The following is a 26,489-nucleotide window of genomic DNA, read 5'->3' on the forward strand; positions in this document are numbered from 1 at the left end:
ATATTATACAGTTAATTGTAAGGAACAACTAGTGGATTCAAGGGATTGCGAGCCTACTTCACTAGCGCGCAGTAGGCCATTCATGAAAAAAGTTTACAAAACTTTTACAATCGGAAGCTAGTCAAAGCGATCTGACGAGAGTACGATGAATAAGGACATGATCGAATGACAAAGGAGGTCGCGTAGTGTTAAGCTTTCGTGCGAGATTGACGACGATTATTATTTCTATGGTCGCATTATCTGTTATCGCTTCAGGTTTATTGATGCTTAAAACATTTAAGGAAAACCATATTAATGTACTAGAAGATACACTGGAACGTGAAATGAGATTGATTGCCGCGCAGATGGAATGGATTAGCGGAAGTGATGAGCTCCTTATTGATTTTTATACGCCACATGTACAACAGCTGAAGGAGCTGATGGAAACACGAGTTACCCTTATCAAGGGTGACGGCACCGTCATTGCAGATTCAGATTATAATCCACGCGATATGGACAACCATGGCCATCGTGAGGAAATAATCGGTGCGATTGAAAATGGAATTGGAAAATCAACACGCTCGAGTGACACTCTACAACAAAGCATGCTGTACGTTGCTATTCCAGTGACGAATACGGTTAGTAACGAAAACTACGTGCTGCGGCTCGCAATCAGCCTGCAGGAGGTTGAGCAATCGATAAGCAGCTTAACAGTCGTACTCGTTGCAGGCTTAATTATTTTATTTGTAGTAGCAGCTCTAATAAGCTATCGTATAGCGCTTGGTTTGACAAGACCGCTTGAGAAAATTACACAGGTTGCAAAACGAATTAAAAATATGGACTATCGTGCCCGTGTTGATGTGCAAAAGAATGATGAGATCGGTGAGCTAGGACATGCGATCAATGCAATGGCAGAGAGTCTTCAGATTCAAATGACCCGCATTCGTCAGAATGAAAATCATCTGCAAAGCGTGCTTAGCAATATGATTAACGGCATTGTCATGATGGATGCAAGCGGCTCGATTCTCATCATGAATGAACGTGCTGAGCAGATTCTAGGGATTTCTGCAGCCAAGCTCATAGGTAGACATTATCGTGAAATGAAACAGCAATTTGAGCTGTCCCAGCTCATAATAGAAGGCTTTGAAACGAAAAGTCATATTCATGAGGAGATTACATTCTATTACCCAGAGGAACGACTGCTGGAGCTGAATATTGTTCCAATCTATCAAGGCAGCAGCTCTGATCTCGGAGGGGTACTGCTTGTATTGCAAGACGTATCGGCCATTCGCCGATTAGAGCGAATGAGAAGTGAGTTTGTGGCTAACGTTTCTCATGAACTAAAAACACCGATTGCAGCAGTAAAAGGCTTCGCTGAAACATTGCTGGGCGGTGCTGTTAAGGATGAAGAAACGACTAAGGCGTTTCTTGGGATTATTTACGATGAGAGTGAACGTCTAAATCGCTTGATTGGTGATATTTTGGAGCTGTCTAAAATTGAATCTCGTCGTGCTCCGCTTATATTATCTCCTGTAGATATTAAGCAATTTATGACTAATACGATTGCCATCCTTGAGGTTAGTGCAGATCAAAAGCAAATCGAAGTAAATCTTACTTCTCCTGAGGAGCTTTATATGGAGGGGGATGAGGATCGATTAAGACAAATTTTTGTGAACCTGCTGAGTAATGCAATATCCTACACACCAGAAGGCGGGAAAATTTTCGTTAACATATCACTTACTGAGCAAGAGAAGGTACAAATTACGATTAAAGATACGGGTATTGGTATTCCAGAGAAAGATCTTCCACGTATCTTTGAGCGATTCTACCGTGTGGATAAGGCACGTTCCAGAGGTTCAGGCGGGACGGGACTAGGTCTATCGATCGTTAAGCATTTAGTTGAGATGCATAAAGGGACGATCACTGTGGAGAGTGCAGTTGGAGAAGGGACAACCTTTACACTAGAGCTTCCGTTAATGCATTAATTGTTTTACATTTTTTTAATATTAGTGTTACACTATGCTTAATTGAATTATTGTTTCGTATGGAGGTCAAGCAATGTCGAATAAAATACTGGTCATTGAAGATGAGCCGACACTTTCAAGGTTATTATCTTACAATTTGACACAAGAGGGATATGACACTACTGTCATCGAGCATGGTGGTGAGGGGCTGCAGACAGCGCTGCAGAACAAGTTTGATCTCATTATTCTAGATATTATGCTGCCTGGCATGAACGGGTTTGAAATTCTTAATCGCCTTCACCAGAATGGAGTGAGAACGCCTGTCATTATTCTTACGGCTCGCAATGCAGAGGAAGAAGTGGTACAAGGTTTGAAGCATGGAGCTGATGATTATATAACAAAACCTTTCGGTGTAGCAGAATTGCTTGCCCGTGTATCAGCAGTTCTTCGTCGCACGCAAAATGAGGATCCCAAACCACTACTTTCTGATGAGAAGGTGATTCAGGCTGGTGAGCTGTCTATTTATCCTGAGAAGTATGAAGTGAGTGTTAAAGGACAGCCCATTTCCTTGCGTCCGAAGGAGTTCGAAGTACTGCTATATCTTGTTCAGAGACCAGGTATGGTCATTAGTCGTGATGACCTCATGAATGTCGTATGGGGCTTTGACTATATCGGAGGCCAGCGCACCGTTGATGTCCATGTAAGCTCTCTTCGGAAAAAGCTGGAGCTTGAACAGCAGTCCGTACGTATTGAATCGATTCGAGGCGTCGGCTACAAGCTCGTAATGCCAAAAAAACTCGTAAGCCCTAACACATAGGACTTGCGAGTTTTTACATTTTAAAGATGCTATAGAATAGTTGAGCTTCATATCGTGCATCCACCACAATCTACTCCTCAGATTTCCAAAGCAGCATTTTCTTTTGGTATTGCTTTGGAGAGCAATCGTTATACTTTTTGAACATTTTGTAAAAGTGGGCCATATTGGGCATGCCAATTTTTTCTCCCACCTCCATTATACTTAAATCCTTCGTTAACAATAGGCGTTCGGCCCGTTTTATTTTTCGATAGTTTACATATTCAGTAAAAGAAAGTCCGATTGTTTTCTTGAAAAATTTGACGAAATAATAATAGCTCATATTGGCAATGCGGCATACTTCCTCTACTTGAATACGATCATCGAGATGCTGCTCGACATGGTCGAGTACAGGCTTGAGCCTAATTTTATCAAAAGGCTCCTGCTCGGCTATTATGTTTTTGCTGTCATTACGAAGCAGCATTAATAAAATTTGCTTAATTAATATACTTACTGCGATTTCATAGCCTATATTTTTCGTTGTTGCCTCTTCTAGAATACTGCGAATATAGCGTGCGATTTCAGCCTTTATGTGTGGATGCTCATTAAAAATATAATTGGCTTTACTTAAAGGAGCATGAGTATCGGAAAAGTAACGCATATAAGAGATTGAGCTCTGATCGAAAAAATGCTCCAGATCAAACTGCACAACAATATATTCAAGCGCTTCAGAACAATAATCACGATGAAGCTCTGAAGCCCCTAAAATGACGACATCGTCCTTGCAAAGCTGCAATGATTCATCTTCCATATACAAATCTAGCTTGCCGTTAAGTATAAGCAGCAGTTCAAGCTGTTTATGGTAATGCCATTCTGTGCGAGTGTTTTGATCTCGATGTGTTTGAAAAATACGGACACTTAGCAAAGGATTGTCATACGGGACGATTTCGTGAGTTGCCTCCATAGAGCCTTCCTCCCTTCACTCTTATTATAGAGCGGATATACAACATTATAAAGCTGTCCTATGACAAAGATATCGTTTATGTGGACGAAATTTAATATTAACTTTACAAAGCATTGCATGTTAGCTAATGCTTATCTCCTATAGTAGGTCTTAAGATACAGTGATAGGAGATGATCTTAATGCAGGCATTACATGAAAAAGAGAAGATGCAGCATGAATCATTCACATCCAAGACAACCCAACTTAAGCATAAAGAGATGAATGAAAGTGTGTATTCTAATGAAGATAAGGAGGCAGAGTTCCTTCTTCAAACATTCGAACAAGCTGATGACATACTTATTCAATCGGTAACGAGTGTTCCCTTTATTTCACCGAGCATGAATTGTGAGCGAGTACTTGAGCTGTTCAGAGAGCAGCCTGAGCATGAATGCATCGTCATCGTCGACGAAGAGCAACAGCCAATTGGACTAGTTATGCGTAACGCTTTATTCATTAAGCTAAGCTTGCCATTAGTTAGAGAGCTGTATAGTCAACGACCAATCATAAAGCTAACGGATACTAACCCATTAATTGTGGATGTACATACAGAGCTTTATGACATTGTTAAGCAAGCCTTAGGTCGTACAGGCACACATCTGTATGATTGTGTCATCGTCTGTGATGGCAAGCGTGTACAAGGTGTGCTAACGATGTCTGACTTATTGAAGCTATCAACAGCGCTGCAAAATCAATCGAAGGAGGCGCAATATCATCTGATCTCTTCCTCCAAGCGTACAATTAAAAGAATTGTGGAAGAGGTAGAACAGGTTCATGCTGCTGTTCAGGTGAGTGAGCATAAATCCGAGACGATGGTCGACATGACGTTAGAAGGGAAAAATGTTCTGCAAAAGCTTACTGATACCGTGGCGATCATAAGCAGTAATGCTAAGCAGCAGCAGTCACAGATGGAGCAGCTGCAGTTGGGTGCAGCAACCATTCAGAACGTGACAAAGCTGGTGCAGGAATTGAGTGAGCAAAGCAACTTGCTTGCTATTAATGCTTCGATTGAAGCAGCTCGTGCTGGAGCGCATGGACGATCCTTTGGCGTCGTAGCGTCGGAGATGATGAATCTCGCCTCACAAACAAAGCGTTACGCTGTTCAAATTAAAGATACTATTGAGCAAATCGTTACAGCCATACATGACACAAAGCACTTAACGGAGCGAGGAGCTGTTTTTAGTATACAAAGTGATGAAATGATTACTAATGCGGAATCCATCTTTCAAGATCTCTTTAAGATGGTTGCTCAAAACAAACAGGAACTGCAGCATATCGACCAACAGGCTCAACTGGCCAATGAACAGGCACAAGCAACGATGAATGAGCTTAATAAGCTTTCAGAGCTTCACAAGTAATATTTATGTAAACACAACCTTTAAACAAATAAAATTATTTTACACAGTGTTTACATTATAAAAATATGAGATTAACAAACAATGATTACTATAAACATGTAAGACAAATAAGAGAATAAACAAATAGGGAAATGAAAAGAGGAGTGGTTATTTTGAAGAGCAAAACAATTAAGGGGTTCGCAACACTAGTTATGGCTGCAGTACTCGTATTTACAGCAGCATGTGGCAACAATAACAATAAGGAAGCAAATCAACCAAGTAACTCTAATGCACCTGCAGCAACAAACAGTGCAAATGCACCAACTGAGTCTACTGAGCCAGAAGTTAAGCTTAGCGGTGAAATCAAAATCGATGGATCCTCAACAGTATTCCCTGTAACAGAAGCCGTTGCTGAAGAGTTCAGAAAAGTACATCCTGACGTACGTGTTCCAGTCGGAGTTTCTGGCACAGGCGGCGGTATGAAGCAATTTACAGCTGGTGAAATTCCAATTGCCAACGCTTCTCGTCCAATGAAGGATTCTGAAGCAGAAGCTGCAAAAGCAGCAGGCATTGAATTTACCCAAATCGATGTAGCTTATGATGGTCTATCTGTAGTTGTGAGCCAACAAAATGACTTTATCGATCATCTGACAGTTGAAGAGCTTACAAAAATCTTCTCTGTTGAAGGCAATGCAGTAAACTGGTCTGACATTCGTGCAGAATGGCCTTCAGAGCCAATCGTAATCTTCAGCCCAGGTGCTGACTCAGGTACTTATGATTACTTCGCAGAAGTAGTTCTTGAAGATGCAAACATGAAAACAGAGGGTGTTACATTCTCTGAGGATGATAATACGCTTGTAACAGGAGTTGCTGGTACACCGAATGGAATTGGTTACTTTGGATATGCTTACTATGAAGAAAACAAAGATACATTAAAAGTTGTTCCGATCGATGGTGGCAGTGGTGCTGTAACTCCAACGTTTGACACAATTAAAGATGGTTCTTACACTCCGCTTTCTCGTGAGCTTTACTTCTACGTTAACAACGCGGAAATGGCTCGCCCTGAAGTAGCAGAATTCGTTAAGTTCTACATTGAAAATGCTGGTGAGCTTGCTGGCGAGGTTGGTTACGTAGGTATGCCTCAAGAAGCGTATGACGAGCAACTAGCTAAAATCGATGCTCTTAAATAAATGATTCATAGTCTGTAGTCAGTAAAAGAGAAAAATGTGGTGTCTCTCGGCATCACTTTTTTTTCTCCTAATATGTTAAAGAATTGTAAACAATAGGGGAGGCAAAAAGGATGCCGAACAAGCAAGAGACAACGATAGATAAAACGAAATCAAGCAGCAATCCATTTAAAAATAGTCGTGTAAGCATACTCAATAAAATCATGCCTATACTACTATTTTTATGTGCGATTGTATCGGTCTTCACGACAATTGGAATCGTAATAACATTATTATCGGAAACAGTAAATTTCTTTAGAGAAATCCCTATATTTGATTTTCTATTCGGAACGAAGTGGTCGGCGCTCATTGAGCCTAAGCAATTTGGAATATTGCCGCTCTTAGCAGGAACGTTAATGATTACGTCAATCGCTATTATTGTCGCTCTTCCAATCGGTTTGGCGAGTGCGATTTATTTATCTGAGTATGCACCAGACAAGGTTCGTAGAATTGTAAAGCCTATCCTTGAGGTGCTTGCCGGTGTTCCGACGATTGTATATGGTTACTTTGCCATTAGTATTATTACACCAGTAATTCAGTTTATTTTCCCTAGTGCCGGCGTATATAACGCATTAAGTGCAGGGATTGCCGTTGGTATTATGATCATTCCAATGATCTGTTCCTTAAGTGAGGATGCAATGAGTGCTGTTCCGCGTTCATTGCGTGATGGTGCGTATGCGCTTGGTGCAACTCGCTTTGAGGTAGCACTTAAAATCGTCGTTCCAGCTGCGTTCTCTGGTATCGTATCTTCCGCGGTGCTTGCCTTTTCACGTGCGTTAGGTGAAACGATGATCGTTTCATTAGCAGCAGGCTCAACACCGACGTTAACGTTTAATCCGTTAGATAGTATTCAGACGATGACGGCTTATATTGTTCAAGTGAGCTTAGGAGATATCGCTCACGGTAGTATTGAATATGGATCAATTTTTGCCGTTGGAATGACGTTGTTCGTATTTACATTCCTACTAAATATTTTAGCGCAATACATTTCAAGACGCTTCAGAGAGGAGTACTAGGATGAATATTTTCCATGATGCGAACCGTAAGCAAATTGCGAATCGCCGCGTAAAAGATAAATCGCTTCATATGATCTTCTTACTTGCGACATCGGTTGGGATTATCGCTCTTACCGTATTATTGGTTGACATTATCATCGATGGCTGGTCGAATTTATCACCGGATCTATTCACGAATTTCCCATCAAGAAAAGCGGAAGATGCGGGTATGAAATCAGGCTTAGTCGGCTCTATGTATATCATGTTAATCCTAGTTCCTCTATCTTTTATTCTTGGAGTAGGTGCGGCAATATATCTAGAGGAGTATGCACCAAAAAATAAATTAACACGTTTAATTCAATTAAATATTAGTACGTTGGCAGGCGTTCCTTCTATCGTTTACGGTATTTTAGGTTTGGCATTATTTGTTCGTATGCTTAGTCTCCAAAAAAGCTTGATTTCCGGAGCACTTACCATGACGCTTCTCGTACTGCCAATTATTATTGTAGCGGCTCAGGAAGCGATTCGTGCAGTGCCGCGTTCAAGAAGAGATGCATCCTTCGCACTAGGCGCAACAAAATGGCAAACAGTATCTCGTTCTGTATTGCCTTCATCGTTGCCAGGTATTTTAACTGGAGTTATTCTAGCTGCTTCTCGCGCTATCGGTGAAACGGCTCCACTTATTATCGTGGGTGCTTCAACCTATGTTGCATTTTTACCGAAGAGCTTGACGGACGCATTTACAGCGATGCCAATTCAGATTTACAACTGGATCTCAAGACCACAGGTAGCATTCAAGGATTTGGGAGCAAGTGCGATAATCATCTTGCTAGCGATTCTAATTTTGCTTAATATTACTGCGGTTATCATTCGGAACAAATATCAGAAGAACATCTAACTTACTGAACCTATAGATATGGAGGAATTATGAATGTCTACTTTAATAGAAGCAAAAGACCTAAATTTGTTTTATTCAGACTTTCATGCACTAAAAAACGTTAACCTTACAATACCCGAAAAAGCAGTTACAGCTTTTATTGGACCTTCTGGCTGTGGTAAATCGACGCTGCTTCGTACGTTGAATCGAATGAATGATATGATAGCTGGAACGCGTATCGAAGGTAAACTAACGATTAGCGGGACTGATATTTACTCTCAGGAGGTCGACGTTGAAACTCTTCGTAAAAAGGTAGGGATGGTATTCCAGCAGCCTAACCCATTTCCGAAATCAATCTACGATAATATTGCATACGGACCTCGCTTGCATGGTATAAAAAGCAAGCAAAAGCTCGATGAGATCGTCGAAACGAGCTTGAAATCAGCTGCGCTGTGGAACGAAGTAAAGGATCATCTTAAGCGTTCAGCTTTATCTATCTCCGGTGGTCAGCAGCAGCGTCTATGTATTGCAAGAGCACTTGCTGTAAATCCTGATATTCTTCTTATGGATGAAGCAACATCAGCACTTGATCCGATTTCAACACTGAAGATTGAAGAGCTTGTGCAGGATCTGCGAGATAAATATACGATTGTTATGGTTACGCACAACATGCATCAGGCAGCTCGCGTATCTAATCAAACGGTATTTTTCCTAAATGGTGAAGTTGTTGAGTATGATGATACAGAGAAGCTATTCTCGAATCCTGAGGATCAACGCACAGAGGATTATATTAGCGGTCGCTTCGGTTAAATAAAAATAGAAAACGATTGGGGAGGATTCCATCATGATGACGTTTCGTAAAGAATTTGACCAAGGTCTTGAGCAATTGAATCAATGGCTTGTAGAAATGGGCGAGTTTGTTGAACAATCAGTTGAAAAAGCAATTAACTCACTGAAGGATAATGATCAGGAACAGGCAAAAAAGATTATTGCAGATGACGTTAAAGTCAATGAGATGGAAGAAAGAATATTAGAGCTTGGCTTAAAGCTGATTGCTACGCAGCAGCCAGTTGCTAAGGACCTTCGTAGAATCATTGCAGCATTCCGAATTGCCAACGATCTTGAGCGTATGGGAGACCTGGCTCGTGATATTGCTAATGCGGTGCTAAGATTGCAAGGAGAGCCTCTTATTAAGCCGATTATTGACCTGCCACGTATGGGTGAGATTGCTCGTAACATGACGTATGAAGCGATACAGGCTTATGTGGATGAGAATGTGGACCTTGCTTATAAAATGGCAAAAGACGATGATCAAGTCGATGCGCTATATAGTCAAATTTCACGCGAGCTCGTTTTGCTTATGATGGAAAACCCACGCAATATCGCACAAGCGCAAGTGTTAAGCTTCGTTGGCCGCTATATCGAGCGCTATGGTGATCATGCAACGAATATTGGTGAGAGTGTTGTCTACCTCGTGACAGGCAAACGTCCAGACCTAAACGCTTAAGAGGTAGTTCAAAAAGATTCAGCTTTGATCACGAAGTTGAACTGGAAGTTGATTCGACGTCGAATTTTGAATTCAGCCGGGCCTTGTGGTGCTCACGTACATAATTCGTACGCTGCGCTCCTCTGTCCCTAGCTTCTTTCAAACTTCTCGGTGCTGAAAGCTGAACTTTTTGAATCTTTATTGAAGTGGAAGTCAAAAAGATTCAGCTTTGATCACGAGGTTTAACTGAAGGATTAATCGACGTCGAATTTTGAATTCAGCCGGGCCTTGTGGTGCTCACGTACATAATTCGTACGCTGCGCTCCTCTGTCCCTAGCTTTATTCAAACTTCTTGGTGCTGAAAGCTGAACTTTTTGAACCTTTATTGAAGAGGTAGTTCAAAAAGATTCAGCTTTGATCACGAAGTTAAACTGGAAGTTGATTCGACGTCGAATATTGAATTCAGCCGAGCTTTCCGATGCTCACGTACCCAAAACGTACGCTGCGCTTCTCAATCTCTAGCTTCATCCAATCTTCTCGGTGCTGAAAGCTGAACTTTTTGAACCTTTATTGAAGAGGTAGTTCAAAAAGATTCAGCTTTGATCACGAAGTTAAACTGGAAGCTTAATCGACGTTGAATTTTGAATTCAGCCCTGCTGAAAGCTGAGCTTGGTGATCATACATGTATTGTTTTGTCGAAAAAGGACTTTCCCTAGATCAAATGATTAGGGAAGGTCCTTTTTGTGGTATCATAATAGAGTATGTTAAGTTAAAAAGAATGAGGTGCAGCTTCAAATGAAAAAATGGATGCTTATAGATGGGAATAGTATTACATATCGTGCGTTTTTCGCTATGCCGCCTCTTACAAACTCTTCAGGTATGCAAACGAATGCGATCTACGGATTTACTACCATGCTATTGAAGCTGATTGAAGAGCAAAAGCCAACGCATATATTAGTAGCCTTTGATGCTGGGAAAACGAATTTTAGACACGAACAATTTACAGAATATAAAGCCGGACGACAGAAAACTCCTCCTGAGCTATCACAGCAGTTTCCAATGCTGAAGGAGCTTATTCAAGCGTTTGGTATTGCTCAATACGAGATCGAAGGATATGAAGCTGATGATATTATCGGTACACTTACTGCCGAAGCGGACAAGCAAAATGTTGAAACCCTTGTCATCTCTGGTGATAAGGACATGCTGCAGCTTGCTTCGTCTAACGTAACAATCGCTGTTACACGCAAAGGTGTTAGCGAGGTTGAGCTTTATTCTCCCGCAACGATTCAGGAAAAATACGGACTAGAGCCGAAGCAAATTATAGATCTTAAAGGTTTAATGGGAGATACCTCCGATAATATCCCTGGCGTTCCAGGAGTAGGAGAAAAAACAGCGCTTAAGCTGCTCCATCAGTTCCCAACGGTCGAAGAAGTCATCGAAAACTTAGATGCTCAAAAAGGGAAGCTTAAGGAAAACCTTACGAATCACCAGCAATCTGCTTTAATGAGCAAGCAGCTAGCGACGATATTCCGCGAAGTTCCGATTACATTGACTGAGGAGCAGATGTCGTATAGCGGTTATGATTCATCGACACTAGCCGAACAGCTGCGTAAGCTCGAGTTTAAGTCATTGCTAGAACGTCTTGATGTAAGTGTGGGCAGCAGCTCCAATCAAGAGGAAGCAAAGCAAGCGCTAGAAGCTCTTCGTATTCATCATTTGACTGAAGATAGCCTTGACCAGCTGCCACAGCTAATCGATTACTTGGGCAAAGAACAGGAGCATGGCTTATACATCGAAGCGATCGGAGACAATCCGCATCATGCAACGTTCAATGGTTTAGCAATTGCGTTTGGGGATGAGGTATTTGTCATCTCGCCTACATTATTAAAGCAGCAGGAGCTAGCTGAAGTTGTTAACTGGCTTGGCGACGAACAGATCAAAAAATATGGATACGATTTACATAAGATAGAGCTTGTATTGCATTGGCACGGTATTAAGCTAGGTGGGGGTTTCTTTGATGTACAGCTTGTTGCGTATTTATTAGACCCAACAGACGGTAATCAGCTTTTACATACGATAGCTGAACGTAATGGTCTGCTTGGACTGCGTTCAGACGATGAAGTCTATGGTAAGGGAGCAAAGCTAAAGCTTCCAGAGCAGTCTGTGCTCTTTAATCATTTGGCGGTGAAGGCGAGCATCGTTCAGCAGCTTGTACCAAAGCTGAATAAGCAGCTAGAGGATACGTCAATGACCTCACTTTATTATGATCTTGAAGGACCATTATCTCGGATACTGGCGACTATGGAGCGACAAGGCATCAGTGTGGAGCGCAAAGAGCTGGAGCAGCAAGGTGTGGAGCTTGAGGCCGCCTTATCCCGACTTACAACTAGCATATATGAGCTTGCTGGCATGGAATTTAAGATTAGCTCTCCTAAGCAGCTAGGTGAAGTGCTGTTTGAAAAGCTTGGATTGCCTGCCAAGAAAAAAACAAAAACAGGCTATTCTACTGATGCTGAAGTGCTTGAAGAGCTGGCTCCGTATCATCCGATCGTTCAGCATATTCTTGATTACCGACAGCTGTCTAAGCTTCAATCTACATACATTGAAGGTTTGTTGAAGGAGATCAGAGAGGAAACGGGGCATATTCATACGTACTATCGTCAAACGATAGCAGCGACAGGACGATTAAGCTCTCAATTCCCTAATCTACAAAACATTCCAATTCGTTTGGAAGAGGGAAGAAAAATAAGAAAAGCATTCGTTCCATCTGAGCCAGGCTGGAGTATTGTTGCTGCAGACTACTCTCAGATTGAGCTTCGTGTTCTTGCTCATATCTCGGGTGATGAACGGTTAAAGGAAGCGTTCAATCATAACCTCGATATTCATACGAAAACAGCAATGGATGTTTTTGGAGTTACAGCTGATCAGGTGGACAGCAATATGCGCCGATCGGCGAAAGCAGTGAACTTTGGTATTGTATACGGCATTAGTGATTTTGGACTATCACAAAATCTAGGAATCACACGTAAGGAAGCGTCACAGTTTATTGAGCAGTATTTTAATGTGTTTAGCGGTGTTCGCAAATACATGGATGATATTGTAGCTGAGGCGAAGCAAAACGGCTATATCGTTACATTGCTGGAGCGTCGTCGTTATGTTCCTGATATTCATGCCTCGAACTACAATATACGTTCATTTGCAGAGCGAATAGCGATGAATACACCAATTCAAGGCTCAGCGGCAGATATTATCAAGCTGGCTATGGTTCGCATGAATGATGAGCTTAAGCAGCGCAATCTACAAAGTCGGATGCTACTGCAGGTGCATGATGAGCTTGTTTTCGAAGTGCCACCGAATGAGCTTGAGCTTATGAAGGAGCTTGTACCGCAGGTTATGGCAGAAGCAATCAAGCTTGACGTTCCTCTCGTTGCTGAAGTAAGCTATGGCGATAGCTGGTATGAAGCGAAATAATTAAATTGAGGTGACGGAAATTGCCAGAGCTACCAGAGGTAGAAACGGTTGCTAGAACATTAAAGTCGCTTGTTGTTGGAAAAACAATCGAGAATGTTCAAGTGTTTTTGCCTAGAATTATTCAAAAACCAGAGGAAATTGAGCAATTTTGCGATGCTTTGATCGGACACAGCATTGTCGATGTAGCAAGAAGAGGAAAATTTCTTCGAATTATATTAGATGGTTTGGTTCTTGTTTCCCATTTACGTATGGAGGGCCGCTACGGGGTATATGTCGATGATGAGCCTGTGGAGAAGCACACCCATGTTATATTTGATTTTACGGATGGAACCCAGTTAAGATATAAGGATGTTCGTCAATTTGGTACGATGCATTTATTCAAGGAGGGTGAGGAGCTGCTCGAGCTCCCGCTGAGAAAGCTGGGTGTTGAGCCGTTATCGGATCAATTTACGTTCGAGCTGCTTCGCAGTAAGCTGGAAAAACGTACATCCAAAATAAAGCCACTCCTATTAAACCAAGAATTAATTGTTGGATTAGGGAATATATATGTCGATGAAGCGCTGTTTACTGCTAAAATACACCCGGAGCGTACGCCAGATACGTTAACAACTCAGGAATGGAAAAGATTGCATCAAGCTATTGTGGATACGTTAAGTCGTGCTGTTGAAGCAGGAGGTTCATCGATTAAGTCCTATGTTAATGGACAAGGTGAAATGGGGATGTTCCAGCAGCAGTTGCTTGCATATGGTCGAGTAAATGAGCCGTGCAGCAGCTGCGGGACCCCAATTGAGAAATTCGTAGTTGGTGGTAGAGGGACGCATATCTGTCCCAAATGTCAGCGAATGAAAAAATAGAATAATCACGGATATCCTTACCTACGCATATGATACGTTACGCTTGTAGGCATTTGTCTACGACGTATTGTACTGATGTAGGAAGGAGTTCGAACATGTTATTCATACATTTTGCGTCTATTGCGGCATTAGCCATTGCAGTGAGTCTTGATAGCTTCGGTGTTGGAATAACCTATGGTTTGCGTAAAATAACGATTCCGTTTCTTTCAATAGTAATTATAGCTTGCTGCTCCGGCGGTGTTATTGCTATTTCCATGCAGGCGGGTACTTGGCTTACCTCTTTTTTACCGCCAATTGTAGCAAGTCGAATCGGTGCAGTCATATTAATTGCAATTGGATGCTGGGCTTTATATCAATTTTATCGAAATCTACGTGAGCAAAAGGAAGTTCATACTGAGCTAGTGCAAGATGGTGATGATCATGGACAGCAAGCACAGCTTAGCAACGAGCATGCGAAGCCTGAGATGATTAATTCTACATTGTTTACAATTGAATTTAAGCGACTTGGAGTGGTCATACAGATTTTACGTAAGCCACAGACGGCAGATTTTGATGATTCTGGAACGATATCCTCCTCTGAGGCCTTGATGCTTGGCATAGCACTGTCTCTGGATGCGCTTGGGGCAGGACTCGGAGCGGCTATGCTTGGGCTTCCAGCCGTTTATACGCCATTAATCATTGCATGCTTTAGTGCGATGTTTCTTATAGTAGGTACGATGCTCGGCCGTAAGCTCTCACATTTACCGATGGTACATTATATAAGTGGTTTGCCGGGACTGCTGCTCATTTTATTAGGTGTAATGAAATTATTTTAGTGAGGTGAATGCAATGCTGATCGGATTAACAGGCGGAATTGCTAGTGGTAAAAGTACAGTCAGCGCAATGCTAGTTGAGCATAATGCTTTGCTTGTTGATGCGGATCAGGTTGCTCGCGAAGTAGTGGAGCCGGGAGAGCCTGCTCTACTACAAATCGCGAAAAGCTTTGGTAAGGAAGTACTCTATCCAGACGGTAGCTTAAATCGAAAGCAACTAGGGTCTATTGTTTTTTCTGACTCGGACAAGCTTAAACAGCTGGAGCAGATTACTCATCCAGCGATTCGAGAACGAATGCTTCAAACCATTGAGGTGTACAAGCAGCAGCAGCCTCATGCGTTAATCGTAGCAGATATCCCTTTATTGTATGAAACGAATCAGGCTCATTTATATGAAGGGGTACTTGTCGTCTATATCCCTCGTGAGCTGCAGCTTGAACGTTTAATGAAGCGAAATGGTCTAACAAAGGATGAGGCGGAAGCACGAATTGCATCCCAAATGGATATTGAAGAGAAGAAAAGTCGAGCCAACTGGGTTATCGATAACTCTTCAACGTTAGAATACACCCGGCAACAGGTTGAATCGCTTATGAAAAGGCTAGGTAGCGAATGAAGAAAAAACGAACGCGCCGTAAACTGCTGCTGTTAGTCATCATATGCTTTATCGCAATTCTATTTATTCAGTCGAGCTGGTTAAGTAAATGGATGTACCCTGTGAAATACGAAGGAATTATTGTTGAAATGTCGGATAAATATGAGGTTGATCCGCATCTGATTGCAGCCATTATACGTGTCGAATCCAATTTTCAAACAGGAAGAGAATCCCATAAGGGAGCCGTTGGATTAATGCAGCTAATGCCTACAACTGCAGAATGGATTATCGAGCTAACTGATATGGATAAATTTACAGTTCAAGAGCTCAAGTTTAATCCTGAGTCGAATATAGAGCTAGGGGTATGGTATATTAAGCATCTATTAGATCGATTTGATGGAGATCTTATTAAATCGGTCGCCGCTTACAATGCTGGACCCGGTAACGTAATAAGGTGGCTGGAGGAAGGCACGTGGGATGGAAGCTATGAGTCTGCAGATCAAATCCCATTTGGAGAAACACGGAAATATGTACAGAAGGTTATTTATTACTACAATAAGTATAAAGAGCTTTATCCTAAGCTAAAGCACGAAGCTCATCATGCTCAAATGGAAATTGATGCAGTCGGCAAATCAGAACTTTAAGCTGGACTGAGATAAAGCTGCAATATTATAATATGATTAACAATTGAGGCGTTAATAAGCAATGAGACTGCCCTAAGTAGGGCAGACCCATTGCATCATACTTCTAGAACACTAAATTATAAATTAACGACCTGCTAAAGATTGTTCCGCGATTTGGACAAGGCGACGAGTGATGTTACCACCGATATAACCAGTCTCTTTTGTAAGAACATTACCGTAGTAACCGTCTTGTGGAATCGCGATACCAAGTTCTTGCGCTACTTCGAATTTCAATCGATCAATAGCTTCGATTGCTTGAGGAATTAGCAATTGGTTGCTGTTACGATTTCGTGACATATTGTTTCACCTCCTTGCGGTTGGTAAAAGTATTATGTGCGAGATTTAATGATTTATTACAGGAAACGTCTGGCAAAAAGAAAGGAGGGTTATAGATGAAGTGCCCATACTGTGATTACTCAGGTACTAAAGTTTTAGATTCCCGTCCTGCTAACGAAAACAAATCCATTCGTAGGCGTCGTGAATGCGAGAAGTGCAGTCGACGATTTACAACATTTGAGATGATCGAGGAAACGCCGCTTATCGTTATTAAGAAAGACGGCAGCCGTGAAGAATTTAGCCGTGATAAAATTCTTAGAGGCTTGATTCGAGCATGCGAAAAGCGTCCAGTTCCAGTGGAACGCTTAGAAGTGATCGTGTCTGAGGTTGAGAAAGAGCTTCGAACGACAGCTCTTGCAGAGGTAGATAGCAGTGCAATTGGAGCTAGTGTTATGAAGCAGCTGTATCCAGTTGATGAGGTTGCATATGTACGATTCGCTTCTGTATATCGTCAGTTTAAAGATATTGACATGTTCATGAAGGAGCTTAATACATTGCTGTCTAACTCTAGAATTCCTTCTTCTGAGGAATAAAAATATGAAGGGGTCTCAAAGTCACTTTTGACTTTGAGACCCCTTTTGTGTGCTTCGTAAACAGTGAGGTTTTAATTGCTGTTGTCCACTGATTTCATCGCTCCGTAAACAGTGAGGTTCCAATTGCTGTTGTCCTCTGATTTCTCGAATAATCATCTGTTGTAGAAATCAGAGGACAAAGGCAACCGCTTCGCTTTTTCACTCTCACTGTTTACTCCGCTGGGCGTCTTTGAGGGTAGTAGCTGTGAAGTGCCCTCACCGTTTACTCCGCTGGAGCGATTGCGGGTAGTAGCTGTGAAGGTGCCCCTCACCGATTACTCCGCTGGAGCGTTGTTTGGGTAATTGCTTCGGTGTCCCTCACTGTTTACTCCGCTGGAGCGATTGGGGTAGTATCTTAGAAGTGCCTTCACCGTTTACTCCGCTGGAGCGATTGCGGGTAGTATCTTAGAAGTGCCTTCACCGATTACTCCGCTGGAGCGATTGTGGGTAGTAGCTGTGAAGTGCTCTCACCGTTTACTCCGCTGGAGCGATTGTGGGTAGTAGCTGTGAAGGTGCCCCTCACCGATTACTCCGCTGGGCGCCTTCGGGCAACCGCTATGATGGCAGGATTGTTACGGCTGCTTGTTTGCCGCTGAGTTGAATGCCCGTTGCTGCCTTTCCATAAGCTTTCAGGTCTATAATGACTTGCTCTAGCAATGCCTTTGCTTGAGGGCCTTGCTTTCCGCTTAGCTTGATAACAAGGGCTACGGGATGTCCGGATTGCAGCAGCTTTTCACATTGCTTAAGCTTCGTATCATAGTCGTGCTGCTCAATGGTCGGTGTCAGTCTGATTTCCTTTTCCTTTTTTGGAGCGGAGGATTTGGGCTGAACGACCTGCTTCGCTTTTCCGCGAGCGATGAGCTGGCATTGTGGGGGGCTGCTCATTATGTTGATACACACTAAATCAGCTTGCTGTTCTCTAGCAAGCTGTAGCGCTTTTTTTGTAGCAAGATATCCTAGGTTTTGTCCTTCTAAATCAAGCAGCTCTACTTCCGCTGCTTTTATTTTATCATTCATCATTAAAGCCATTGTATACTCTCCTAAATTTTAAGCATAATATGTGTCAGTTAATTAATCATGGAGCTTCGATATGAGTGCCTCTGGATTAAGAAGTGTAAGTTTTTTATTGCTTAATTCAATAAGCGCTTGATCTTGTAATTCGATCATCACTTTAGACACTGTTTCTCTAGCAGCGCCAACCGTATCAGCAAGCTGCTGATGTGTAATTTTTACAGGAATATGACAGGTACCATCCTCGCGTGTTGATCCGACCTCTTTACCTAGATCTAATAAGCGGCGGATGATACGGTTTTGTACCGTAAGAAAGGTCAAATCATAGATCTGATTATTGGCCTTACGCAATCTTTCCATTGTGTAATTCAGCAAAAGAAACGGAACATTGCGATCTTTTTCTACGAGCTGGTGAAAATCAGAACGGTGAAGTGAATATACCTTTACAGCTGTCAGTGCTTCAGCAGTAGCAGAACGAGATAGACCTGGCTGCATTAATGCCATCTCTCCAAAATATTCCCCTTTAGCTAGATACGCTAGCGTGATTCGTTTAGCTTTGTTAGAGGTATAGATACTTACCATACCAGAGCGTACGAAGAAAATTTGATTTCCCTCGTCTCCCTCATGAAAAATAACGCTCCCTTTCTTATAAGCTTCTTCACGCATATAAGGTACAAGTGTTTCTAGCAAAACCTGGTCAATATCTTTAAAGAACGGGATATTTGCTCTTAATTTATTCATATCAATAATTTTCAACCCATGATTCCTCACTTTTATATTAAAAATTTATAATCGTGCTTGCGACTCCTTCGTTCTTTTTGCAATATCTATAGGTCGAATTTGAGGATTGAATGTTAAGAAAACGCTTAGCTACGCACTATCTTCATGATAACGATAAGCTCGCCGTTTATCAATCTATTCAATAAAAAAATAGATCAACAAAGAATTAGCGCTTTTTCTCTGCTTCTCTGAGGCAAAAAAGGGCTCTTTTTCGTTGTAATCCTTAAATGATACCGCTATGATTAAATTAGTACATTTTACTTAGTTAAAGAATGACGAAATGCCAATATACTTAACGTAGCTATTTTGAGGAGGAATGGGATGAAACCGCTTATTTTTGTTGATCGTAGACTGCCTGAGGACGTTAAGAGTTATTTAGAGGAGCACTGTTCAGTTTTATCTTGGAAGCCCGATGAAAAACGAGATGAGACGAGATTACAAGCTTATTTGACTGATGTAGAAGGCTATTTTACAAGTGGCGCAATGAAAGTAACGGAAGAACTTCTAACATCTGCTCCTAAGCTTAAGGTTATAAGCACAATGAGTGTCGGCTATAACCATTTTGATATACCGGCTATGCGTGCCCGTGGAGTGATTGGTACACATACGCCTTATGTGCTTGATGATACAGTTGCAGATCTTATTGTTGGATTAATACTCTCTACAGCACGACGCATAACAGAGCTGGATCGCTTTATTCGTCAAGGCCAATGGAAAGGAAATGAAGGCAGAAAGCTGTTTGGACTTGATGTACATCATCGAAAGCTTGGAATTATTGGAATGGGTAGAATTGGAGAGGTAGTTACTAAGCGTGCTAAGTTTGGCTTTGATATGGAGGTTTCCTATTACAATCGTTCTCGCAAGCCTGCATTAGAACAAGAACTAGGAATTGAATATAAAAGCATGGAGCAGCTGCTTCGTGATTCAGACTTTATCGTGCTGCTAACTCCATTGACACCTGAGACTAAAGGATTAATAGGCGCTGAGCAGTTTTCAATGATGAAGCAAAGTGCTATATTTATAAATGCATCTAGAGGTGCGACAGTTGATGAGCAGGCACTCATTCACGCGCTGCAAAGTCATACTATTGCAGGTGCTGGTTTAGATGTGTTCATGCAAGAGCCACTACCCGCTCAGCATCCGCTATTAGATATGGATCAAGTTGTTATGACTCCTCATATTGGATCTGCAACCGAGGCAACACGTGATCAAATGGCGATGCTAGCTGCAAGAAATCTCGTGCATGCACTTCTAGGAACTGGTGAAGCACATATCGTGCCGGAGCTAGCACAATAATCAACTAATTGAATAAAGATGAGAGAGAACACTTTATGATGATGTAAGAGGGAACGATAAATTATGACAATAGGCATTTTTGATTCAGGCATAGGTGGGTTAACCGTTCTCAATGAAGCGCTAAGAAGGCTTCCAACTGAGGATTACGTGTATATGGCGGATACTCTGAATGTTCCCTATGGAACGAAAAGTCAAGAGGATGTACAAGGCTATATTCTTGAAACGGTTCATCAGATGATGAAGCTTGATATTGATGCACTTGTAATAGCATGCAATACGGCTACTAGTATTGCAGTAGAGCTGCTGCGAGAACGGTACCCAAGCATTCCGATTATAGGAATGGAACCAGCTGTTAAGCCAGCAGTAGAGATGAATGCATCCACTGGACGAAGAGTGCTTGTGTTTGCCACACCACTAACACTCTCACTGCCGAAGTACTATGCCCTTGTCACAAGAGTTGATGATAGTGGCATTGTAGATTCCCTGCCAATGGAAAAGCTCGTGTTGTACTGCGAAAGAATGCAGTTTCACGATGAGGAAGTTAAGCAGTACTTTATGGATAAGCTTGCTCCCTATAACTTGGAGCATTACGGAATGATTGTCTTAGGTTGTACACATTATCCATTCTTTAAGCCTCTTCTTCAAGAAATATTACCGTCGCATGTCGGTATCGTTGATGGTAGCGTGGGCACGGTCCGAAGATTAGCAGCGCAGCTTCATCGCTATGGCTTAGCTAGAGGGAAAGGATCAGGGAAGGTTACCTTTATCAATACAGCCCATCAAGATGATTACAATAAAAGAATGGAAAGCGCATTACATCATTTACAGCAACAGGAATGATAAGTGCATCCTTTGTTCATGTTTTTATTCAATTTATATCATACATTAATATTTAGCCTAGGGGGTTCACTTTGTGAGAATTGGTGCAATTGAAGCTGGTGGAACTAAAATTATTTGTGGAATTGGCAATGAGCATGGTGTAATTGAGAAAAAAATCAATTTTCCGACGGAGTCTCCGGATATTGTCTTTCCTAAAATTCGTGAATTTTTCGAAGGAGAGCAAATTGATGCGCTTGGTGTGGGTACATTTGGTCCAATCGATGTTAATCGCAACAGCGAAACATATGGTTATATTACTTCGACGCCAAAGCCAGGCTGGGGAAATGTAGATTTTGTAGGTCAGCTTAAGCAGTACATTCATGTTCCGATTGGTTTTGATACCGATGTTAATGGGGCAGCACTCGGAGAGGCACTTTGGGGTAGCGCCAAGGGGCTCAATAGCTGTGTATATTATACGATCGGCACAGGAGTTGGCGTTGGCGTTTATACGGAGGGGAAGCTGGTGCACGGCTTGTTACACCCTGAAGCGGGACATATTCCGGTTAGACGTCATCCAGAGGATTCATACGAAGGCTTCTGTCCATACCATGGCGACTGCTTAGAAGGCGTTGCAGCTGGTCCAGCTATCGAACGACGCTTCGGAGTAAAGGGACATGAGCTAGGCAAGGATCACGAGGCATGGAAGCTTGAGGCGTACTATTTAGGACAAGCACTAATGTCGACAATATTGCTGCTTTCACCTGAGCGAATCATTCTTGGTGGAGGTGTCATGCATCAAGAACAGCTGTTTCCATTAATTCGTGAGGAAGTGAAGCGGAACTTAAATGGATATGTTCAGCATTCAATGATACTTGAGCATATTGACCAATATATTATTCCGCCAGGTCTTGGGGATAATGCGGGGTTAAGCGGTGCAATTGCCCTTGGTTTGTTAGAATATAACGCGAATAAATAACAAACAATGTAACCATAAAGAAACCATTAATGTAATTTCTTGAAACGAAAGGCTAGCAGCTTCGTATGACTAATATCGGTAAAAATCGGGGAGGTTGTTGAAATGAGTATTTTTGAACGATTGTTTCGTATTGGTAAATCAAATGTGAATGCTGCGATAGATAAGATGGAGGATCCGGTTAAAATTATTGACCAGGTATTACGCGAGTTAGATGAGGACGTTGAAAAAGTTACGGCTGCGGTAACATCTCAGATGGCAGTAGAGAAGCGCTTTGAGCGTGAATTGAAGGAAGCTGAGGAGCTAGTTGCCAAACGTGACTCTCAAGCCCGTCAAGCGTTACTTGCAGGTAACGAGGAGCTCGCTAGAGAAGCATTGGCTGATAAAGCTAAGCAATCGGAGAAACGTGACAAGGTGCAGGATAGCTATAATCGTTCGAAGGCTACTTCGGATAAACTGCGCGATCAGCTGCGTGATTTGAAGGCACGTGTTAACGAGATGAAGGACCAGCGCAGCACGCTTATTGCACAAGCGGAGGCCGCTAAGGCACAGCAAAAAATTAATTCTACGATGAAGGGTGTAGGGAAAAACGACGTAGGTGCTACCTTCAATCGTATGGAGGAAAAAATTAAAAAAATGCATGACGAGGCGGACGCTGCTTTCGAATTAGCTAATGAAGATAAATCGTTAGATCAGAAGTTCGAGGAACAGCTAAAATCATCTAAAGCTAATGCAATAGATGATGAGCTCGCTGCATTAAAAGCTGAGCTTAATGGAAATAAATAAGGTCATCCATTCATATAGCTATGAAGGAAGAGGGGGAAAAGCCAGGTTATGAAAACCAGGCTTTTTCTTTATGGAGGTCGCTCGATGAGAAGGAGAAAAAATAAAGGCTTAATTCGTGTTTTATTAACAGTCGCAGTATTCATATGTATTCAGCTTATTCTTGTTCTGCCTGTTCAAGCTATAACTCCTAATGGTACATATATTCAGGATGAAATCGAGGCACTCTCTAGTCAAGAAAAGAATGCGCTGGAAACAAGCATGTACCGTCAGGGTGTGAAGCTGAATGTATTGCTTGTAGAGACGCTTGATGGAAGAGGAATAGAAGGCTATAGTGAGCAGCTATTTACAGATTGGGGACTTGGGGCGGATGAAGGCCTGCTTGTAATCGCTGACCGAGATGGATTAGTTCAGCTTCAGCTGCAAATCGACTCTCGGCTGGAGAAGGCAATATATGCGCAGCTGGATGGTAGAAATCCCGTGACCACCTTTCTGGAGCAGCAGTTCTACCCTTATGCTGCAGAAGGTAATTATTACAAAGCGATAGACGATACGATCAATGGTCTGGCATATTATCTCGAGCAATATAGCAGCCTCCCAGCAGCTCCAGCTGGTGACACTGCAGCAACTTCAAGCAGTAAGGGCTCGGGCTATGCGATGCTAGTCATGTTTGGATTACTTATTGTTGTTGCGTTAATTATGATTGTTGTCGTACAACGTAAAAAGCGTAAGCGCGCGAAAGAGCTTCTGCTACAGTTGGAGGATCACTACGAAAAAATTTCAGAGAAGCTGCAGCGGCTAGACCATGAGATGAATGAGATCAAAAAGTTTTCTCAAGGTAAATCGCGAGAGATTGTAGGAGATGTAGAGGATGACCTTTATGACTTACTGCAGCAGCTATCTACTTATCCTGAGCAGCTTCGTGCATGGAAAGGCTTAAGTCCGGCCCAGCTACAGCGGAAAGAGCAAGATTTAAGATCGCTTGAACGTTCGCTACATCAGATTGATCAAACGATCGAGGAGCTTCAGGCAGTAGTTGATAAGTATAAAAATATTGAAGCAGCTGCTGTAAAACTACTACAAGAGCGAAAATCCAGCTTTGAACAAGGGAAGCAAGCATTATTGTCGATTGCAACAGATGCAGAAACAACGCTTCAAGCGCTGTTTGAAAGACAACGTGATATTGAGACCCTGCTGGAGCAAATCGACGCTACGCTTGCATTCGACCCCATCGAAGCAAGCACACGACTAAGCAGTGAGGAAGCAACGATACAAAGCTGGGTGGATGACGTAAATGCATACGAGCATCTCATCGATACATTGCGTAAGCTGCCGGAGCATATTAAACAAACAAAGAGCAAAATTGATCTGCTTATCCAGCAGGAGCAGCTGACTTTGCAGGAAATTTCCCCTTATCAATGGTTTGATTCAATGAACGGGCAGCTGCTTACGATAGAACGTTCTTTAAAAATTGGTGATGTACCGTCGGCAAGAGAATGTGCAAACCGAATTGAGCAATGGCTGCAAACTGCACTTACAGATGTCACCAAATCGATTGATGCACGAGATGGCAATCTTGAGCACGCGCGAGCGCTAGAGGATGGCTTAAAGGATCTACGTGTAGAGCGCTTGCCACAAGCTGAGCGGGCGATTGAGCAGGCAAAGCAGCAATATGATCGACTCCATTGGCATGAGGCTGAGCAGAAGCAGCTGCAAATTCCAGAGCAGCTAGTTCGAGTAGAGCAAAAGGTTAAGCTTGCTCAGCAATACAATGACATCAAAGTACAGCGTTATTTTGAAGCGGAGAAGCTGTTGCAGGAAGCACAGAACGAATTGAATGAGCTTGAGGCACAAAGTCTGGAGCACGAACAGCTCATCTATGAGCTGAACCGCACTTATCAATCGTATGGTGACCGTGTTAATCAGCTTAAGCATAGCTACGAACAGGTTCGACATCAGCTTCAGCTTAATGGTATTCGGATTCAAGGTATGATGGCTGGTGTGGAGAGCAACGGGCTCGAACTACTATTAAAGATTCAACAACAGCTATCTGCAACACCTCGCAAGCTGGATCAGCTAGGACAGGATATGATCCAGGCTCAGCATCAGTTTGAACAGTTTAGACAAATTGCAGCTCAAGAAATCGCCGCAAAGGAAGCGAGAGAGCGTGCAGAGCAGGAACGACTTCGTCAATTGGCTCAAATGGAAATGATGAGAAGAGTGATGAATCAATCCAATCGCAACTCCAGAGGTGGTGGCCGTGGTGGCTTTGGGGGTGGCGGCTTCGGCGGTGGCTCTCGAGGCGGCGGCGGCAGCTTTAGAGGCGGCGGTTCTCGAGGTGGTGGCGGCAGCTTCAGAGGCGGCGGCTCTCGAGGCGGTGGAGGTAGGTTTAAGTAATCCATTGAACTTGAATAGCCTGTTGAGTTTTCTCAACAGGCTATTTTTTATTCTCTAGAAACATTCGTTGTCGCTGTTTACCATGTTTAATGTTGTCTCTTCGCTCAGCTTACAATGGTTATTGAAGATAAGCCTGCATGTTCAGCTTCATGCTCAGCACAAGTCTTACACGCTCGTCGATAAGCGCCTCATCTATTTCACCCTGCTCGACTGCTTCGATTAAACGTTGTCTAACGAGCTGCTGCTGCTTAGGTTTATGTCCGATAATGAGCATCGTGTTACCTGCTTGAATGGCTTTAACAGCTGCTTCAGACAGTTCATACTGCTCGGTAATACCTCCCATGATTAAATCATCAGTAATGATAAGACCATCAAATTGCAGCACCTTACGTAAGTAATAAGAGATGATCGTTTCCGACAAGGAGGCAGGATAGTCTGCATCCAGCTTCGGTACTAATAGATGACCGACCATTATCGCGTCAATGTCATTATCAATTGCTGTTCGGAATGGAAGGAGCTCTAGCTGTTCAAGCTCATCCCAGCTTTTATCAATGACAGGTAATTCGATATGTGAGTCAATGGTTGTATCGCCGTGTCCAGGAAAGTGCTTGCCGACGGTTAGTACATGCTTGCCTAAACCTTCTAGCATGGCAGTGCTATGTGTAGTGACACTATCCGCAGTTGCTCCAAATGCTCTCGACCCAATAACGGGATTGTTTGGATTGCTGTTAATATCAAGCACGGGGGAAAAGTTCATATCAATGGATAAATCTGCTAACGCTTTGCCGATTAGGTCGCCATTTGCTTGCGTAATGGCCGTGTCATTCAGCTCTCCTAGCTCACCTGCCGAGGGGAACTGCTCAGGCAATCGGTTAACCTTTCCGCCTTCTTGATCAATTGTTACCCACAATGGTATATCGTTCGAAGGCAGCTTTTTCAGCTCATGGATGAACGCTGTGAGCTGCTGCTCTGAGCCAATATTTCGCTTAAACAATATAATGTTGCCAATGCCCTGCTCAGCAATTAGCTTCCTCGTGTCAGTACTTACGGAAGAAGCTCGGTCCTCAATACCAACAATAAGAAGCTGCCCAATTTTCTCCTCTAACGTTAACTGTGCCAAACGATCCTCAACCTGTTGAATAATATCTTCATCCGGTTGCTGCTCTGTATACGAATCCTCGTAAATCTCTTCATCAATGAGTATAGGTTCCTCGATATCAAGCTCTATGGAAGGTTTATGCTCTACAATCGGTGTATCCACAATAGTCGGAGCTGCTGGTTTTATGTTATAGAGCATTGTTACTGCATAGATGACGATGACTAGCATTAATGCTGTGCTAAAAAAAATAAGCAGCCGCTTATGTTTCAATGTCCGCACCTCTCAAACAAGTGGTATAATAAAGCAAGAGCTAGCTTAACAATATTTACCTTTACATCATAACTGCACTAGCGT

24 protein-coding genes are annotated in these 26,489 nt (G+C 42.5%); 19 read left to right on the forward strand and 5 right to left on the reverse strand.

Features of this window, described 5'->3' with window-relative positions; genetic code table 11:
- Positions 1–185: 185 nt before the first annotated feature.
- Both pnpS and NSQ99_RS20670 read left to right on the forward strand, forming a co-directional pair.
- Positions 186–1,964 carry a two-component system histidine kinase PnpS gene (gene pnpS, locus NSQ99_RS20665; protein ID WP_340838925.1) on the forward strand — a complete coding sequence of 593 codons (1,779 nt, stop codon included), beginning with the start codon at positions 186–188 and terminating at the stop codon, positions 1,962–1,964.
- A gap of 73 nt (positions 1,965–2,037) precedes the next feature.
- Positions 2,038–2,760 (forward strand): response regulator transcription factor, encoded by a 723-nt coding sequence (locus tag NSQ99_RS20670; protein ID WP_251670287.1) that lies wholly within the window; start codon positions 2,038–2,040, stop codon positions 2,758–2,760.
- Positions 2,761–2,830: 70 nt separating this feature from the next.
- On the opposite strand, the gene NSQ99_RS20675 is transcribed toward NSQ99_RS20670, so the two are convergent.
- Entirely contained in the window at positions 2,831–3,700 is an 870-nt protein-coding gene (locus tag NSQ99_RS20675) for an AraC family transcriptional regulator (protein WP_340838926.1), read from the reverse strand.
- Between the two features lie 179 nt (positions 3,701–3,879).
- On the opposite strand from NSQ99_RS20675, the gene NSQ99_RS20680 reads away from it, so the two are divergent.
- From NSQ99_RS20680 to NSQ99_RS20730, 11 genes are all read left to right on the forward strand, one after another.
- Complete coding sequence (locus NSQ99_RS20680) at positions 3,880–5,094, forward strand: methyl-accepting chemotaxis protein (RefSeq protein ID WP_340838927.1); 1,215 nt, start codon at positions 3,880–3,882, stop codon at positions 5,092–5,094.
- A gap of 143 nt (positions 5,095–5,237) precedes the next feature.
- Positions 5,238–6,263 carry a PstS family phosphate ABC transporter substrate-binding protein gene (locus tag NSQ99_RS20685; protein WP_340839218.1) on the forward strand — a complete coding sequence of 342 codons (1,026 nt, stop codon included), beginning with the start codon at positions 5,238–5,240 and terminating at the stop codon, positions 6,261–6,263.
- Positions 6,264–6,463: 200 nt separating this feature from the next.
- Positions 6,464–7,315, forward strand: a complete 852-nt coding sequence (pstC, locus tag NSQ99_RS20690; protein WP_445670574.1) for a phosphate ABC transporter permease subunit PstC — start codon at positions 6,464–6,466, stop codon at positions 7,313–7,315.
- A gap of 1 nt (position 7,316) precedes the next feature.
- Positions 7,317–8,192, forward strand: a complete 876-nt coding sequence (gene pstA / locus NSQ99_RS20695; protein WP_251670294.1) for a phosphate ABC transporter permease PstA — start codon at positions 7,317–7,319, stop codon at positions 8,190–8,192.
- Positions 8,193–8,225: 33 nt separating this feature from the next.
- On the forward strand, positions 8,226–8,981 hold the full coding sequence (gene pstB, locus NSQ99_RS20700; RefSeq protein ID WP_340838929.1) for a phosphate ABC transporter ATP-binding protein PstB: 756 nt from the start codon (positions 8,226–8,228) through the stop codon (positions 8,979–8,981).
- Between the two features lie 37 nt (positions 8,982–9,018).
- Entirely contained in the window at positions 9,019–9,678 is a 660-nt protein-coding gene (phoU, locus tag NSQ99_RS20705; RefSeq protein ID WP_340839219.1) for a phosphate signaling complex protein PhoU, read from the forward strand.
- A gap of 774 nt (positions 9,679–10,452) precedes the next feature.
- Positions 10,453–13,128, forward strand: a complete 2,676-nt coding sequence (gene polA / locus NSQ99_RS20710; RefSeq protein WP_251670297.1) for a DNA polymerase I — start codon at positions 10,453–10,455, stop codon at positions 13,126–13,128.
- A 20-nt stretch (positions 13,129–13,148) separates the two neighbouring features.
- Positions 13,149–13,982, forward strand: a complete 834-nt coding sequence (gene mutM, locus NSQ99_RS20715) for a DNA-formamidopyrimidine glycosylase (RefSeq protein ID WP_251670299.1) — start codon at positions 13,149–13,151, stop codon at positions 13,980–13,982.
- Positions 13,983–14,077: 95 nt separating this feature from the next.
- Positions 14,078–14,797 carry an MntP/YtaF family protein gene (locus NSQ99_RS20720; protein WP_251670301.1) on the forward strand — a complete coding sequence of 240 codons (720 nt, stop codon included), beginning with the start codon at positions 14,078–14,080 and terminating at the stop codon, positions 14,795–14,797.
- Positions 14,798–14,810: 13 nt separating this feature from the next.
- The gene (gene coaE, locus NSQ99_RS20725; RefSeq protein WP_251670303.1) at positions 14,811–15,407 is read left to right on the forward strand and encodes a dephospho-CoA kinase; all 597 of its coding nucleotides are present in this window, start codon (positions 14,811–14,813) and stop codon (positions 15,405–15,407) included.
- Positions 15,404–16,030 carry a lytic transglycosylase domain-containing protein gene (locus tag NSQ99_RS20730; RefSeq protein WP_251670304.1) on the forward strand — a complete coding sequence of 209 codons (627 nt, stop codon included), beginning with the start codon at positions 15,404–15,406 and terminating at the stop codon, positions 16,028–16,030. Before coaE ends, NSQ99_RS20730 begins: the two co-directional genes overlap by 4 nt.
- Positions 16,031–16,153: 123 nt before the next feature.
- On the opposite strand, the gene NSQ99_RS20735 is transcribed toward NSQ99_RS20730, so the two are convergent.
- Positions 16,154–16,366 (reverse strand): alpha/beta-type small acid-soluble spore protein, encoded by a 213-nt coding sequence (locus NSQ99_RS20735; RefSeq protein WP_251670305.1) that lies wholly within the window; start codon positions 16,364–16,366, stop codon positions 16,154–16,156.
- 95 nt (positions 16,367–16,461) lie between these two features.
- Here NSQ99_RS20735 and nrdR point away from each other — a divergent pair, with 95 nt between their 5' ends.
- Positions 16,462–16,938 (forward strand): transcriptional regulator NrdR, encoded by a 477-nt coding sequence (gene nrdR, locus NSQ99_RS20740; RefSeq protein WP_251670307.1) that lies wholly within the window; start codon positions 16,462–16,464, stop codon positions 16,936–16,938.
- Positions 16,939–17,532: 594 nt separating this feature from the next.
- Here nrdR and infC read toward each other — a convergent pair.
- Together infC and NSQ99_RS20750 are read right to left on the reverse strand one after the other, a co-directional pair.
- Positions 17,533–18,006 carry a translation initiation factor IF-3 gene (gene infC / locus NSQ99_RS20745; RefSeq protein WP_340838930.1) on the reverse strand — a complete coding sequence of 158 codons (474 nt, stop codon included), beginning with the start codon at positions 18,004–18,006 and terminating at the stop codon, positions 17,533–17,535.
- Between the two features lie 42 nt (positions 18,007–18,048).
- Entirely contained in the window at positions 18,049–18,729 is a 681-nt protein-coding gene (locus NSQ99_RS20750) for a Crp/Fnr family transcriptional regulator (protein ID WP_340838931.1), read from the reverse strand.
- Positions 18,730–19,089: 360 nt separating this feature from the next.
- On the opposite strand from NSQ99_RS20750, the gene NSQ99_RS20755 reads away from it, so the two are divergent.
- The 5 genes from NSQ99_RS20755 to NSQ99_RS20775 all read left to right on the forward strand — a co-directional run bounded on the left by NSQ99_RS20755 (position 19,090) and on the right by NSQ99_RS20775 (position 25,036).
- On the forward strand, positions 19,090–20,064 hold the full coding sequence (locus NSQ99_RS20755; RefSeq protein ID WP_340838932.1) for a 2-hydroxyacid dehydrogenase: 975 nt from the start codon (positions 19,090–19,092) through the stop codon (positions 20,062–20,064).
- Between the two features lie 63 nt (positions 20,065–20,127).
- Entirely contained in the window at positions 20,128–20,904 is a 777-nt protein-coding gene (murI, locus tag NSQ99_RS20760; RefSeq protein ID WP_251670315.1) for a glutamate racemase, read from the forward strand.
- A 73-nt stretch (positions 20,905–20,977) separates the two neighbouring features.
- Complete coding sequence (locus NSQ99_RS20765; protein ID WP_340838933.1) at positions 20,978–21,859, forward strand: ROK family protein; 882 nt, start codon at positions 20,978–20,980, stop codon at positions 21,857–21,859.
- Between the two features lie 102 nt (positions 21,860–21,961).
- Positions 21,962–22,642 (forward strand): PspA/IM30 family protein, encoded by a 681-nt coding sequence (locus NSQ99_RS20770; protein WP_340838934.1) that lies wholly within the window; start codon positions 21,962–21,964, stop codon positions 22,640–22,642.
- Between the two features lie 84 nt (positions 22,643–22,726).
- On the forward strand, positions 22,727–25,036 hold the full coding sequence (locus NSQ99_RS20775; protein WP_340838935.1) for a septation ring formation regulator EzrA: 2,310 nt from the start codon (positions 22,727–22,729) through the stop codon (positions 25,034–25,036).
- Positions 25,037–25,154: 118 nt separating this feature from the next.
- Here the strand turns inward: NSQ99_RS20775 and nagZ are convergent, their stop codons facing one another.
- Positions 25,155–26,405: a beta-N-acetylhexosaminidase gene (gene nagZ, locus NSQ99_RS20780; RefSeq protein WP_340838936.1), complete on the reverse strand. Its 1,251-nt coding sequence runs from the start codon at positions 26,403–26,405 to the stop codon at positions 25,155–25,157.
- Between the last annotated feature and the right edge of the window lie 84 nt (positions 26,406–26,489).

Origin of the sequence: Paenibacillus sp. FSL W7-1287, assembly GCF_038004245.1 — a bacterium.
Lineage (GTDB): Bacteria > Bacillota > Bacilli > Paenibacillales > Paenibacillaceae > Pristimantibacillus > Pristimantibacillus camelliae.

Coding starts and splice junctions, on each gene's coding strand:
- NSQ99_RS20670 (WP_251670287.1), top strand. CDS start 2,038: ATGTCGAATAAAATACTGGTCATTGAAGATGAGCCGACACTTTCAAGG.
- NSQ99_RS20675 (WP_340838926.1), bottom strand. CDS start 3,700: ATGGAGGCAACTCACGAAATCGTCCCGTATGACAATCCTTTGCTAAGT.
- NSQ99_RS20680 (WP_340838927.1), top strand. CDS start 3,880: ATGCAGGCATTACATGAAAAAGAGAAGATGCAGCATGAATCATTCACA.
- pstC (WP_445670574.1), top strand. CDS start 6,464: ATGCCTATACTACTATTTTTATGTGCGATTGTATCGGTCTTCACGACA.
- pstA (WP_251670294.1), top strand. CDS start 7,317: ATGAATATTTTCCATGATGCGAACCGTAAGCAAATTGCGAATCGCCGC.
- pstB (WP_340838929.1), top strand. CDS start 8,226: ATGTCTACTTTAATAGAAGCAAAAGACCTAAATTTGTTTTATTCAGAC.
- phoU (WP_340839219.1), top strand. CDS start 9,019: ATGACGTTTCGTAAAGAATTTGACCAAGGTCTTGAGCAATTGAATCAA.
- polA (WP_251670297.1), top strand. CDS start 10,453: ATGAAAAAATGGATGCTTATAGATGGGAATAGTATTACATATCGTGCG.
- NSQ99_RS20720 (WP_251670301.1), top strand. CDS start 14,078: ATGTTATTCATACATTTTGCGTCTATTGCGGCATTAGCCATTGCAGTG.
- coaE (WP_251670303.1), top strand. CDS start 14,811: ATGCTGATCGGATTAACAGGCGGAATTGCTAGTGGTAAAAGTACAGTC.
- NSQ99_RS20730 (WP_251670304.1), top strand. CDS start 15,404: ATGAAGAAAAAACGAACGCGCCGTAAACTGCTGCTGTTAGTCATCATA.
- NSQ99_RS20735 (WP_251670305.1), bottom strand. CDS start 16,366: ATGTCACGAAATCGTAACAGCAACCAATTGCTAATTCCTCAAGCAATC.
- nrdR (WP_251670307.1), top strand. CDS start 16,462: ATGAAGTGCCCATACTGTGATTACTCAGGTACTAAAGTTTTAGATTCC.
- infC (WP_340838930.1), bottom strand. CDS start 18,006: ATGGCTTTAATGATGAATGATAAAATAAAAGCAGCGGAAGTAGAGCTG.
- NSQ99_RS20750 (WP_340838931.1), bottom strand. CDS start 18,729: ATGAATAAATTAAGAGCAAATATCCCGTTCTTTAAAGATATTGACCAG.
- NSQ99_RS20755 (WP_340838932.1), top strand. CDS start 19,090: ATGAAACCGCTTATTTTTGTTGATCGTAGACTGCCTGAGGACGTTAAG.
- murI (WP_251670315.1), top strand. CDS start 20,128: ATGACAATAGGCATTTTTGATTCAGGCATAGGTGGGTTAACCGTTCTC.
- NSQ99_RS20770 (WP_340838934.1), top strand. CDS start 21,962: ATGAGTATTTTTGAACGATTGTTTCGTATTGGTAAATCAAATGTGAAT.
- NSQ99_RS20775 (WP_340838935.1), top strand. CDS start 22,727: ATGAGAAGGAGAAAAAATAAAGGCTTAATTCGTGTTTTATTAACAGTC.